11 protein-coding genes are annotated in these 12,439 nt (G+C 65.4%); 6 read left to right on the forward strand and 5 right to left on the reverse strand.

Translation table 11 applies throughout. From position 1 onward, the window contains the following. Nucleotides 1-468 precede the first annotated feature (468 nt). On the reverse strand, nucleotides 469-1,899 hold the full coding sequence (gene ltrA, locus ACIRRA_RS41295) for a group II intron reverse transcriptase/maturase (RefSeq protein ID WP_402780120.1): 1,431 nt from the start codon (nucleotides 1,897-1,899) through the stop codon (nucleotides 469-471). Nucleotides 1,900-2,412: 513 nt separating this feature from the next. Then, nucleotides 2,413-3,426: an IS110 family transposase gene (locus ACIRRA_RS41300; RefSeq protein ID WP_402780097.1), complete on the reverse strand. Its 1,014-nt coding sequence runs from the start codon at nucleotides 3,424-3,426 to the stop codon at nucleotides 2,413-2,415. A 468-nt stretch (nucleotides 3,427-3,894) separates the two neighbouring features. On the opposite strand from ACIRRA_RS41300, the gene ACIRRA_RS41305 reads away from it, so the two are divergent. Together ACIRRA_RS41305 and ACIRRA_RS41310 are read left to right on the forward strand one after the other, a co-directional pair. Beyond that, nucleotides 3,895-4,473 (forward strand): hypothetical protein, encoded by a 579-nt coding sequence (locus tag ACIRRA_RS41305; RefSeq protein ID WP_402780099.1) that lies wholly within the window; start codon nucleotides 3,895-3,897, stop codon nucleotides 4,471-4,473. Between the two features lie 190 nt (nucleotides 4,474-4,663). After that, nucleotides 4,664-5,110, forward strand: coding sequence for a DUF6193 family natural product biosynthesis protein (locus ACIRRA_RS41310; protein WP_402780101.1), 447 nt, complete (start codon nucleotides 4,664-4,666; stop codon nucleotides 5,108-5,110). Nucleotides 5,111-5,587: 477 nt separating this feature from the next. On the opposite strand, the gene ACIRRA_RS41315 is transcribed toward ACIRRA_RS41310, so the two are convergent. From ACIRRA_RS41315 to ACIRRA_RS41325, 3 genes are all read right to left on the reverse strand, one after another. Continuing rightward, nucleotides 5,588-7,027 (reverse strand): DUF222 domain-containing protein, encoded by a 1,440-nt coding sequence (locus ACIRRA_RS41315; RefSeq protein WP_402780103.1) that lies wholly within the window; start codon nucleotides 7,025-7,027, stop codon nucleotides 5,588-5,590. Between the two features lie 63 nt (nucleotides 7,028-7,090). Then, a complete protein-coding gene (locus ACIRRA_RS41320; RefSeq protein ID WP_402780105.1) occupies nucleotides 7,091-7,816 on the reverse strand; it encodes an ABC transporter ATP-binding protein in 726 nt (241 codons plus the stop codon). A gap of 35 nt (nucleotides 7,817-7,851) precedes the next feature. Continuing rightward, complete coding sequence (locus ACIRRA_RS41325; RefSeq protein WP_402780108.1) at nucleotides 7,852-8,901, reverse strand: ABC transporter permease; 1,050 nt, start codon at nucleotides 8,899-8,901, stop codon at nucleotides 7,852-7,854. A 130-nt stretch (nucleotides 8,902-9,031) separates the two neighbouring features. Here ACIRRA_RS41325 and ACIRRA_RS41330 point away from each other — a divergent pair, with 130 nt between their 5' ends. From ACIRRA_RS41330 to cobM, 4 genes are all read left to right on the forward strand, one after another. Further along, on the forward strand, nucleotides 9,032-10,210 hold the full coding sequence (locus ACIRRA_RS41330; RefSeq protein WP_402780110.1) for a sensor histidine kinase: 1,179 nt from the start codon (nucleotides 9,032-9,034) through the stop codon (nucleotides 10,208-10,210). Beyond that, nucleotides 10,207-10,842, forward strand: a complete 636-nt coding sequence (locus ACIRRA_RS41335) for a LuxR C-terminal-related transcriptional regulator (protein ID WP_402780112.1) — start codon at nucleotides 10,207-10,209, stop codon at nucleotides 10,840-10,842. Before ACIRRA_RS41330 ends, ACIRRA_RS41335 begins: the two co-directional genes overlap by 4 nt. An 18-nt stretch (nucleotides 10,843-10,860) precedes the next feature. After that, entirely contained in the window at nucleotides 10,861-11,286 is a 426-nt protein-coding gene (locus ACIRRA_RS41340; RefSeq protein WP_402780114.1) for a PPOX class F420-dependent oxidoreductase, read from the forward strand. A gap of 91 nt (nucleotides 11,287-11,377) precedes the next feature. Continuing rightward, nucleotides 11,378-12,136 carry a precorrin-4 C(11)-methyltransferase gene (gene cobM / locus ACIRRA_RS41345; RefSeq protein WP_402780116.1) on the forward strand — a complete coding sequence of 253 codons (759 nt, stop codon included), beginning with the start codon at nucleotides 11,378-11,380 and terminating at the stop codon, nucleotides 12,134-12,136. Nucleotides 12,137-12,439: the final 303 nt, after the last annotated feature.

The following is a 12,439-nucleotide window of genomic DNA, read 5'->3' on the forward strand; positions in this document are numbered from 1 at the left end:
GGCCAGAAGTTCGACCCTTCCAAAGCGTTCGGGCCCACCCACGACACACCTCCGACACGCTCAGCGGCTTGACCACTAATCGCATCGGAGGTCTTTAGGTCAAGGCGTAGGCAGGGGTGTGGGTTTAGCCTTGAGAGTGGGTCCGGGTTGTGGCTTGTCCGAAGGATCGGTGTGTGGGTTGGAGCCGGTCGCGCTGGAGTTGAGAGTCGTTCCCGATTGCCCTCCCGGGCCTGTTGATTCGCGTTGTTGTTCGTCAGCGAGCATGCGGACGTAGATGACGTTGGACAGCCGTCGTTTCAGGGCGCGGATGGCTTCCATCGAGGTTTTGCCGGCGAGTCGGTGAGGTCGGCCCGGAGCGCCCTGCCGATGTTGCCATCGGTGGGTTTCTCCGGACCGCCTCCCGAACCCGGCGTGCCTGTTACCAGGCACCGGGCTCTCCGTGAATCCCTTCGGGTGGAAGGGTTTTCCTCATGCTGCGGCCGTCCATGGCGTGGGGATGGCTGTGCCTCGGTATCGGTAGCGGGTGACGTGCACCCGTCCCGGATCGAACAGCTGTCCCGTGGCGGTGGTCGGCCACCATCCGCCGCTGCAGTAGCGTCGGCGCAGTTCTTTCCAGCCCATCCGGCGGTGCTTGCGCCTGATCCATCGCAACACCTGGAACCACGTGATCTTGGACAGGTATTGGAAGGTCGAGCTCGATACCCCGGGCCGGAAATAGTTGCACCAGCCTCGCAGCACCGGGTTGAGCCGGTGCAACAGCGCGATCAGCGGACGGTTGGTGTTGGTCCGGCAGATCGTCTTGACCTTGACCGTGATTGCCTTCAAGGCTTTCTTGGCCGGATAGGTGTAGACGAATTGCTTTGTGGTGCCTCGTTTTCGGTGGCGTTGGATGCGCCAGCCGAGGAAGTCGAGGCCCTCGTCGATGTGCGTGATCATCGTCTTGGCTGCCGACAGGCGCAAGCCCATCGGGGCCAGGACCGCCGCGACCGTATTTCGCGCCTCTTCGGCGTGGACGCGGTCGCCGGACACCATGACCAGGAAATCGTCCGCATACCGGATCAACCGATAGTTGGCCTGGCCGCGGTGGCGGCGTTTGCGGCGCTCCCACTCCTTGGTGGCCGGACCGCCAGGGACCTGGGCGAAGTACTCGTCCAGGATCGACAGAGCGATGTTGGCCAGCAGCGGGGAAAGGATGCCCCCTTGTGGGGTTCCGGTGTCGGTGTCTCGCTGCGCGCCGTCCTGAGACAGGATGCCCGCCTTGAGAAATGCCTTCACCAGCGCGAGCACGCGCTTGTCTCCGACGCGCAGACGCACCCGGTCCATAAGAGCCGCGTGGTCGATGGTGTCGAAGCATGCCTCGATGTCGCCCTCGACCACCCATTCATAAGTCCAGGTAGCCAGATGGCGAGTCTCGGCGATCGCGTCGTGCGTGCGGCGGTTCGGGCGAAACCCGTAGGAACACGGCTTGAAATCCGCTTCCCAAATGGGTTCCAACACCAGCTTCAGCGAAGCCTGCACCACCCGGTCGGCGACGGTCGGAATCCCCAGCCGGCGCAGCTTCCCGCCGACCTTGGGGATCATCCGCTCCCGGACCGGAATCGGCCGGAAACTGCGGTCACGCAATTGCGATTGCAGCTGGGCCAGGAAATCCCCGGCCCCGGAACGATTCTCGATGTAGGAGACGGTCTTTCCGTCGATTCCGGCCGTGCGAGCACCAGTATTGCTGCGCACCCGATCCCATGCCACCAACAGAAACGCGGGATCGGCCACGAGGTTGAACAGATCATCGAACCGGCGATGAGGATCGCCTTTCGCCCAACGGTGCAGTTTGGTTTGGATCTCCAGTACCCGGCGTTTCGCCCTGATCAGGGCGATCTCCTCCGGTGCGTCGGTATTCACCAACGACCTCCCGGCATTCCCTTGTCCTCCTTGCAGATTCACTGGTCCCCTTCGCCATGTGCACACCTCTCGCGTGCTCGGACTACTACGAGACCTCCGTCCCATCGCGCGGTCATCAGTCGGCAGCGGACCTGTCCCGGGCCGGGCTGGCTGCCCGGTGGCCGGGACGACCACGGATGGTTCCCACGTTCACTCGATGTTCGATCGGCCAGGCAGGCACCCAGCTCTACCCCGGCAGCATCGCCACGCCTACGCCGCAGACATTCAACGTGGCCTCCTCACCGGTCGAAAAACGCGGTGGCGGAGTCGACTTCCTCGCAAAACAGAAGTCGCGCACTGCATCCCAGCCCGTATCCACCAGATTTGAGCCGGTACTACGCTTACGGGGCGTCAACCACTGGTTCACTCACGTTGTACCCTCCAGCCTCGCTAGCCGGACCCGCACCATCTGGCAGTACTGGCACGTCCCGACATCGTCGGAGCTGCTTCCCACCCTCACCGGCACTCCCCGGATCAGGCTGCTCCCAGCTTCAACCCGGCCGCTGCGACGACCAGGCGAGGAAGGTCTTGCACCTCCCTTCGAACATCAAGCGCCTCGTGGCGCACTTTGCGGTCGTAGTAGGCGCGCCCGGGGGTGCGGTGGCGGAGTTGGACGATGGCCATGATGTGCAGGACCCGGTTGATTCTGCGGTTGCCCGAGCGGGAGAGACGATGGCGCTGCTGATCGCCGGAGGAGGCGTCCAATGGTGCGGTGCCGTTCCAGGATGCGAACCGTGCCCGGGTGGCGAATCGGTGGATGTCACCGGTGTCGGCGAGAAGTCTTGCCGCTGAGGATGGTCCGATGCCGTGCAAACTCATCAGGGTGGAGCCGCGGGCGGTGACGAGTTGCCGCAGTTCCTTGTCCGCGGCCTTGATCTTGTCGTCGATGACCCCGAGCTCGTCTATCTGCTCGCTCACCAGACGTTTCTGAACCGTGGTGACCGGATCGGTGGCGGTGATCTGTGCCAGCAGAGCGCGAGCCTGTGTCGCGGACAGGAATGTCTTCGCCCCGCCGGGCAGCAGATCCAGCAGTAGCCGGTGGATGCGGTTGACGGTTTGGGTGCGTAGCCGGCCGAGTTCGTCGCGCCGGTCGGCGAGCAGCCCGAGCGCGACGAGTTCCGGATCAGCGTGAACGCGTCGTAGATTCGGTGCGCGTAACGCGGCGGTGGCGACCGAGTGCGCGTCGACGGCGTCGGTTTTGCGGCCGTTGCCGGTGGCGAAGACCCGCACCTGCGCTGAGAGTTTGGCTGGGACGTCGATGACGGTTTCGCCTTCGTGGACCAGGCGGTGCGTCAGGTGGCGGCCGATGCCGTTGCATCCTTCGATCGCCCATACTCGGTCTGTGAATCGTCGTGCGGTGGTGAGCATTTCGGTGAACACACGGCGGTCGGTGGTGTATCTGCCGGCGGTCAGGATCTGTCCGGAGGAGTCAATGATTTCGATGGTGGCCGAGCGTTTGTGTGGATCCATGCCGATGATGACGGTCATCGCGGGCCCTTCCCGACTCGAATCTTGTGGTGTGCGTGCACGGGGAGGGCACCGCTTCTTCGAGCCAGGGCAAGCCCCTTTTCAGTCACTCCCGCACGGTGTCCCGGCGGGACGGCAAGCCATGAGTGAGCCACACCGATCCTGCTGGCGGGCAGCCGCATAGGAGAGCATCCCGCCGGGCACCTGGACCGAGTCCTGGCCGGGACCCGGTCCTACCCATCATTTTCTAAGAAGCCGCATACCGCGCTGACCGAACCGGTCAGCGCGGGGCGCCGGCGCTCGGAACACGGTGCGGCGCAGGACGTCCGCTATTGCCGAGTTGAGTGCGGGGTCACTCCGGTTTTCGGCGATCGATTGACGCTGTACCGATTCCCGAATGCGCACGCCGCAAGCAACTTCGGCACACTCTGCTGCTGGGTCGCGGGACGCGCGGCGGAGAACGTCAGTGTCCGCGGCTAGGTTGGCAGCGTGATCTTGACGGAAGGGCAACACGCTGCGTTGCTCAGCATCATCGAACTACTCGCCCCTGACCTCGACACCGCGCTTACACGCCTCAGCGAAGAGCTCGAGAACGGCGAAGAGCGTGAGCTGACTCCGGAAGAAGTCATGATGAGCCCGCTCAGCAATTCGGACATGCGCTATATCGCGCATCCGGCCGCCTTCGCATTCTTCGACTACACGGTGGGGCCTAACGAGGTGCGCGATGACCTTCAACGGTTGCACGGCTGCCCGCCTGGACTGAATTGGGACTGGTACGACGAGGGTGACGAGTGGGGGCCTCGCGGTCATGAAGACTTCTTCTGGTCCCTCGCCAGGCGCTGCCAGGACCTGCAAGTTGCGGTCGTCAGCGTCTGCGCACGGGACGACTACTACGGATTCGATCTGGGATTCGTCCCCTCCGATCGACTAGATCGACTCATGGACCTGGCGCTAAGGGTCGGCGCGAGGATCGAGATCGTCCGCCCCGACGAACCGATGCCGACGATCAGTGCGGTCTTCGCAGAAGTGAAGCTCGACGAATGGGATGAGGAAGATCAGGACTTGTAAGCACTGAACATGCAGAAACGGCTGACCGGGCAGATGACCTTCTAGCTGGAGTGCCCTGTAATAGCCGCATACCGCGCTGACCGAACCGGCCAGCGCGGGGCGTCGGAAGATCAACTGGCCGTGCCGATCCGAGTCCGGCCGAACGTCCGCTACTGCCGAGTTGAGTGCATTTGTCCACGGATGACAGCACGTGACGCAGACCGTTGGAACGGGCACAATCACGCTCGTGGATTCAGACAGCGCACACTCATCTAGCGAGCCTTCAGACGGCGACAACCTGGTTGCGGCTAAATGGGATCTTCTCCGAAACGATGAGACTTACTACCGTCGCTTCCTGGACCACGATCTGATCGAGACCGTCTACGCCCACCCACAGCTACGGGTGCTGTTTCCGTTCACCAGCGTCACGACCCTGCACCTGAGCAGATGCACCCAATACCCGTTTTCACTCGATGTCCCTTGCGTCGTCCCCGACGGCACCGGGAGGTTCGAAGTCATACGCACACCCAATATGGTGACCGGACCGAGAATGATCGGAGCCAGTGTGACTGCCGCAGAAGCGGTTGCGTTGATCGCCGCGCATCTGCCGGAAGGGTGTGGGCCTGCGATCGATGGAACGGCCGAGAACCTCCGTTAATTCGACTCCTGGAAGCGTCTTGAGTAGCCGCATACCGGTCGTTCAGTAACGCGGCGTAGACCGATCGACAGTGCGACAACCTGTTCCACTTCTGCGCTGTCGTCGGTGGTCCCACAACTGGCAACGCTACGGTCCCTCGGCGGTGGCAATCGACAGAGGAGGGAGGGGGCCGGGCTTGGGGACGCGCCTTCGGCTACCGGCCCGCTTGCCTTTGAACCTGCATGTGGATGTCGCTGCAGGAGGTATTCGCTTGGATCACGGGGCCGGGGCATGCGCAGGAAGGGAGTCCAACTCGGAGGAAGAGCGCTGTGGATTTGTGGTGGGTTTGTCTCTAGGAGGTGATCTGGCTCGGGCCCTGAGCCGGGATCGGCGGGTGAGAGCTCGCAACCCGGCGTCAGCCCGAGTCCGGTGGGGCAGGCGACGTAACCACACTTCCCGGTCCCTGCGCACGCCAGCAGCACATGCGCAGCCGAGGTTTCATGCGGCCCGTGAACCCCAGCTCAGGCAACTCGATTCGATCACAGCGGCGACCCGCTGCCCGACGTGATGCCTGTCGTTCACGCGCGGGGTGCCTGTGGGGTCGAGACGTTTCGGGGCAATCCATCCGGTGCGTCCCCGGTAGGGGGAGTCCTTGCCCATGACAACGGTTTTCCAGCTCTCGGCACTGTCGTTGACCAGCGCATGGCAGTGATCGCAGGCCAGGGTCAGGTTGTTCAGGTCGGTGGGTCCGCCCTTGGCCCAGTCGGTGATGTGATGCACCGCGCACATGCTCGCCGGTGTCTCACAGCCGGGGCGGGTGCAGCCTTTGTCGCGGGCGATCAACGCCAAACGTTGAGCGGGAGAGGCCAACCGATCGCAGCGGCCGAGGTAGAGCGGCATTCCGTCGGCGTCGAGCACGACCAGGACCGGCTTGGTGCCCTCGGCCATCTTCAACGCCTCGTTGATAGAGACATGGCCACCGGAGGCGGTCGTCGGGACACCCGCGCCACGCTCCAGATCATCGAGCGACATGGTCACGATCGCCTGGACCGGCAGACCACGGTGTGAACCCAGCTTGGCAGGGTCGACCCCGGGCTGCAGCAACGCGAACAAAGCGTCGTGGGTGCGCTGACCCGCATCACGACGGTCACGACGCGCAGCAGCCTCGAGAACCTTCGAGTCGACGGATTCGGCGGTGGCGGCGAGGCTTTCGAGGTCGTCGATGTTGCACATACCCGGACGCGCAAGCTTGGCGAACACAGCATCCAGCAGCGCGCGGAGTTCGGGGGTGAGCCAGCCTTCGATCCAGCTCATCCCATCCACCCCGGGACGACCCAGGATCAGACCGCGGCGTCGGCGACGGTCGGCATCAGAGACGACCTTCCCGTCCGGATCGACGCGGGCGAGGATGTCGCGGCCGATCTTGGGCAGATCATCGGGCCACCCGATACGGGAGTGGCCGACCAAGACCTCCTCGGCTTCTGCGCGGGCCTGCACGGGGATGTCAGCGGGCAGGTGGTTCATCACGTCGATGATGTTGCGCACATGATCGCGGGAGATGTCGCCCGCCTCAAAGGCTTCAGCGGTCTTGGCCAGGGTGGCTGGACGCAGGTGCCCGGTCGGCTCGAAGAACTCTCCACACTGCATGGCGATCTTCACCCGCAGCGACGCGTCGTACTTCGACAATCCCAGCGTCTGACGCAGGAACGGCACGACGTCCTTCGCCGCGCTGCCCTCCGGAAGAGAACGGTCGCAGGCTTCGATGATCAGCCGCGAATCCAGTGCGGACAGTTGGCGTTTGCAGGTCTCCAACCGTTGCATCAGCTCAACGACATCACCATCGGCGAAGTCCTTCAGGCTGGAATTCGAAAGGGACTGGACTGCGGCCGCCAATTCGGCGATCCCGCAGTCCTCGAGTCCTTCCCCCTTCGAATTCATACCTCTATTCTATCGCCCCGCCAACCTGTCGGAAATACGAATTGTCCAGTTGTACAACATATTTCAAGCGACCAACGCGGCCTTTTGCTGCGTAAGAACGCCATCCACCATCCGATACACACTGTCCATCTGATCCAGATGCGACAGATCGTGCGTCACCAGCAATGTCGACGCTCCATGCTCCCGCACGATCCCGACGATCAAATCGATGATGGCCGCCCCGCGTTCCTGATCCAATGCGCTGGTCGGCTCGTCGATGACCAGCAGCGACGGGTCGTTCATCAGGGCGCGCGCAATATTCACCCGCTGCCGCTGACCACCCGAGAGCTGGGCCGGCCGCTTGTTCTCATGCCCCGAGAGCCCCACCGCGGCCAGTAGATCCCGTGCGCGCGACCGGGCTTCGCGCCGCTTGGCAGGCGAGACGAACCAGCTCTGCCCCAGGTGCACCATGGCCTCGAGCTGCTCGACGGCGGTCAGCGCCGGGACCAGATTGGACTGCTGGAACACGATGCCGATCGACGTGCGACGCAGGGTCGCGGCGTCGCGGCGGCTCAGCGAGGCGAGATCGATGGTGCCCGTGGCGGTTTCGAGCTCCACCCGCCCCGACTCCGGGCGCAGCAGGGTGGAGACGGTGGCCAGCAGGGTCGACTTGCCGGAGCCGGACGGCCCGGTGATGGCTGCGATCTCGCCGCCGGTCACCCGCAGGTTCACGTGGTCGAGGGCGGTGATGCGGTCCGTGCCGTCCGGGAAGGTGAGGGTCAGATCGGAGACGGTCAGTGCGTTGGTCATCGCAATGCTCCTGGGAGGCAAGGGGAGTGTGGTCATCAGCGGGCCTGGTTGAGAGCGGTGAGGGGATCGGTGGTGACGAGGAACCGCAGCGCGAAGGCCGCGCCGAGCAGGCCGAGCGCGATCAGCGCCGCGGCCGGGAACAGCGTCGTGCTCACGCTGAGCACGAAAGGCACTGCACCGCCCATGAATACGCCCGCCACGGCGGTCAGGCCGACACCGACGCCGACACCGAGCAGCAGCACGATCAGCGCCTGACTCAGGGCATCCCGGATCAGGGAGCCGGTGGTCGCGCCCAGCGCCTTCAGCGTCGCGATGTCCGGCTGCCGCTGCACGGTCCACACCGTGAAGAACGCACCGATCACCAGTGCCGAGATGGCGAACAGCATGACGGTCATGAGGGTCAGCGACCCGTTCTCGGCCTTGTACGACGACATCGCGGACAGCGAGTCCTTGCTGCTGGTCGTGGCGGTGTGCGCGGCCGCGTTCACCGCGGACTGATCGCTCACGCCGGACACCGCGAGGATGGTGGCCGCGCCCGAGTGGGGGTTGAGCGACTGCCAGTCCGCCAACGTCATCCACACCACGGGGGTGTGCGCGTACCAGTCGTCATCGGTCACGCCCTGCACGGTGTAGGAGGCCGAGCCCAGCTCGACGGTGTCGCCGGTCTTGGCGTCGAGGTCCTTGGCGGCGGCCTTGGACAGGATCACCGAGCCCGGATCGGTTGCCACGCGCTTGCCGAAAGGCGTGCCCTGGACGCCGAACAGTGCCACCTGGGTGGGCGACGCGCCGTTGAGGGTGGCGCGGGTGCGGCTGATGCCGATCGGATCGACGGTGCCGCCCGCCGCCTGCCACGTCTGTACCTGCTCGGTGCTCAAGGTGGAGGCGTCGAAGGAGGGGGAGGACCCGGTGTCGGAGAAGACGACGGTGTCGGTCTTCAGGGACTGGATGGCGGAAATGTTCTGGTGCGCCAAACCGGCCGTCAGGCCGCTGAGAAAGCTCACCAGCAGCGCGACCAGCGTGACCACCAGAGAAATGAGGAGGAAGCGGCCGCGGGCAGCCCGCAGATCTCTGAGTGCGACGAACATGATTCCACTGTGTCGTCGCGGACCCGGGAAACCATCGTCGAGCGGGACGGTTCCCGGACCAGCCAAGGGTGGGGTGGCGTTTCCTACTTTCGATGGATGCCGCGGCAATAGCCGGGCATAAGCTGGTCGCGTGCACCGCTCGCCACTCACCCCGGTCTTCTCCGCCCTGCAGGCGGGACTGCATGTCATGGTGGTGGCGCTCACCATCGTGGTGGCGGTGCAGGAGTTCCTGACGGGTTCGCATCGGGTGCTGGTCGTGGTGCTCGCGGGCCTTTTCCTCGGCGTCTACTTCGCCGGCGGCCGGTTCCGTCGCGATCTTCCCGCCGCACGCGTGTGGCTGGGCCTGCTGACGCTGCTGTGGCTGGGCCTGGTGATCGTGGCTCCGCTGGCGGTGTACCTGGTGTTCGGACTGTTCTTCCTGTATCTGCATCTGCTGCCGCGCAATTGGGGGCTGCTCGCGGTGACCGCGGCCACGGTGGTGTCGGTGGTCGGGTACGCCGCGCACCGCGGCTGGACGGTGGCGGGTGTGATCGGCCCGCTGCTCGGCGCCTTGGTCGCGGTGGCCATCGGGCTCGGCTACCAGGCACTGTTCCGGGAGGCCGCCGAACGGCAGCGCCTCATCGACGAATTGCTCGCCACCAGAAACACTCTCGCCGAGCGGGAACGCACCGCGGGCAAGATGGCCGAGCGGGAGCGCCTGGCCCAGGAGATCCACGACACGGTTGCCCAGGGCCTCAGCAGTATTCAGCTGCTGCTGCACGCCGTCGAGCGCGCCGCCCCGGATCATCCCGCGCTGGAGAAGATCCGGCTGGCTCGCGAGACCGCCGCCGACAGCCTGGTCGAAACTCGCCAGCTCATAGCGGAACTCACGCCCGCCGCGCTCGAGGGCCAGTCCCTCGCCGGCGCGCTGCGGCGCATTGCCGAGCGGGCCGCCGCGCCCGGCCTCGACGCCCAGGTGCTCGTCGAGGGGGAGCCACAGGCGCTACCCATGTCCATGGAGGCCGCCCTGGTCCGCATCACCCAGGGCGCGGTCTCGAATGTGGTGCGGCACGCCCACGCTCAGCGCATGCGGGTCACCCTCACCTACGCCGATGACGCCGTGCACCTGGACGTGGTCGACGACGGAGTCGGTATCGAACCCGCGGTGCTGGCCGAATCCCCTTCCGGCAGCTTCGGTCTCAATGCCATGCGCAGCCGGGTGGAGCAGCAGGGCGGCACCATGGACGTCGAATCCGAGCCCGGCCACACCGCGGTCACCGTCTCCTTCCCCCTGGAGGAGCAGCCCACCTTCCCCTCGGAGCAGAAATGATCCGCATCCTCCTCGCCGACGACCACGCCATCGTCCGTGCGGGCCTGCGCGCGCTGCTGGACTCCAGCGTCGCCGAAACCGATTCCGACGACATCGAAGTCGTGGGTGAGGTGGCGACCGCCGAAGAGTCCGTGGCCTTCTGCTCCACCACCCCCGTCGACCTGGTCCTGATGGATCTGCGCTTCGGCCCCGGCAAGTCCGGCGCGGACGCCACCGCGGCCTTGCGCGATCTCCCGAATCCGCCGAATGTCCTGGTGGTCACCAACTACGACACCGACGCCGACATCCTCGGCGCGATCGAGGCGGGCGCGGTCGGCTACATCCTCAAGGACACCCCGCCCGCCGAACTGCTGGCCGCGGTCCGCTCGGCCGCCGAGGGGGAGAGCGTCCTGTCGCCCTCGGTCGCCTCGCGTCTCATGACGCGAGTTCGCAAGCCCGACACCACCTTGAGTCCCCGCGAGATCGAGGTCCTCCGCCTGGTTGCCGACGGCCATTCCAACCGGGAGATCGGCAAGCGCCTGTTCCTCTCCGAGACCACCGTGAAATCCCACCTCGTCCACATCTATTCGAAGCTCGGCGTCAAATCCCGAACCTCCGCCGTGGCCCGGGCTCGCGAGCGCGGGGCCATCTGAGGTCGTACGGTGTCGCCCATGGCCTCACTGTCCGATCGGCGTGTACGCGACTTCCTGACCGAGGGCACCCGGACCGGCAAGCTCGCCTTCGTGGCGGGCGACGGCCGCCCCCTGGTGGCGCCCGTCTGGTTCATCCTCGAAGGCGACGAGATCGTCTTCAATACCGGCAAGAACACGGCCAAGGGCCGCTCGATCCTGCGCGACGGCCGCCTGACCCTCTGCGTGGACGTGTCCGAACCCCCGTATTCCTTCGTTCAGGTCCAAGGTGTGGCCGAAATCTCCGAGGACCCGGACGAACTCCTCCGCACCGCCACCGACATCGCCGCCCGCTACATGGGCCCCGACCGCGCCGACGAATTCGGCAAGCGCAACGCCGTCCCCGGCGAACTCGTGGTGCGCCTCCGCCCCACCAAGATCGTCACCGACTTCTCGGTCAGCGGCTGACAGCCGATTCCGCGAGCTGGATGTACGAAACAGAAAGAGCCGCTGGTGGCGGCCGGGCGGTTCGCCCGAGCGGGTGTGCGAGACTCGGCCGATGACAGTGCATTTCATCGGGGCCGGGCCGGGGGCGGCGGATCTGCTGACCGTTCGGGCGGTCGAGCTGTTGCGGCGGTCGCCGGTGTGCCTGTACGCGGGGACCTATCTGGACCCCGAGGTGCTGGGGCACTGCGCGCCGGATGCCGAGCTGATCGATACGCAGCGGCTGGACCTGGACGAGATCATCGCGCACTGTGCGCGGGCACACACCGAGGGCAAAGACGTCGCGCGGTTGTGCTCGGGCGATCCCTCCTTGTATTCAGCGCTCACCGAGCAGAAGCGCAGATTGGACGCCCTGGGAATTCCCTGGGACGTGACGCCCGGGGTGCCGGCGTACGCGGCCGCCGCGGCGCTGCTGGGTGCGGAGCTCACGGTGCCGGAACAGGTGCAGTCGGTTGTGTTGACCCGCACACACGCACGGTCGACCGCGATGCCGGAATCGGAGGCGCTGGCAAATTTCGCGCACACTCGGGCGACCCTGATCCTGCATCTCGCCATCACCCGGATCCGGACCCTGGCACCGGAGCTGGTGCCCGACTACGGCGTGGACTGCCCGGTGGCCGTGGTCTACCGCGCGACCCAGCCTGAACAGCAGGTTCTCCGGGGCACCCTGGCCGATATCGCCGATCGCGTGGAGGCGGCCGGACTGCGGCAGGCGGCTGTGATTCTCGTCGGTCCCGCATTGGCCGAAACCCTGAACTGTGCCCAGTCGCATCTGTACGATCCTGCTCGCGATAGGTCGCACATCACTGGCTGAAGGTACGAAATGCGATGATAGTGAAGGGCTATGGCCCTTTCGTATTGTCGCTTGCGCGCTGACGGTAGATTGGACCGAGTGTCCGTGACCAAGTTTGCGACTGTGGCTGCCCTGCAGCGGCCGGTGGGTGTGGTCGCGCCCATGTAACAAGATCGGCCAGCTGGGGGGATACCCCAGGGAGTCTCAATTTACGGTGAAGTGAGCCCCGAACACCGGACGCCACGCTGAAGCAGGCGTGGCGTCCTGTTCGGGTTTTCGGCGGGGAGCGCTGCGTGTCGTGGTGTTCCGGAAGCGAGGTTTGGG

It is taken from the genome of Nocardia sp. NPDC101769 (genome assembly GCF_044766925.1).
GTDB lineage: Bacteria > Actinomycetota > Actinomycetes > Mycobacteriales > Mycobacteriaceae > Nocardia.

Coding starts and splice junctions, on each gene's coding strand:
- ACIRRA_RS41300 (WP_402780097.1), bottom strand. CDS start 3,426: ATGACCGTCATCATCGGCATGGATCCACACAAACGCTCGGCCACCATC.
- ACIRRA_RS41315 (WP_402780103.1), bottom strand. CDS start 7,027: ATGAATTCGAAGGGGGAAGGACTCGAGGACTGCGGGATCGCCGAATTG.
- ACIRRA_RS41320 (WP_402780105.1), bottom strand. CDS start 7,816: ATGACCAACGCACTGACCGTCTCCGATCTGACCCTCACCTTCCCGGAC.
- ACIRRA_RS41325 (WP_402780108.1), bottom strand. CDS start 8,901: ATGTTCGTCGCACTCAGAGATCTGCGGGCTGCCCGCGGCCGCTTCCTC.
- ACIRRA_RS41335 (WP_402780112.1), top strand. CDS start 10,207: ATGATCCGCATCCTCCTCGCCGACGACCACGCCATCGTCCGTGCGGGC.
- ACIRRA_RS41340 (WP_402780114.1), top strand. CDS start 10,861: ATGGCCTCACTGTCCGATCGGCGTGTACGCGACTTCCTGACCGAGGGC.
- cobM (WP_402780116.1), top strand. CDS start 11,378: ATGACAGTGCATTTCATCGGGGCCGGGCCGGGGGCGGCGGATCTGCTG.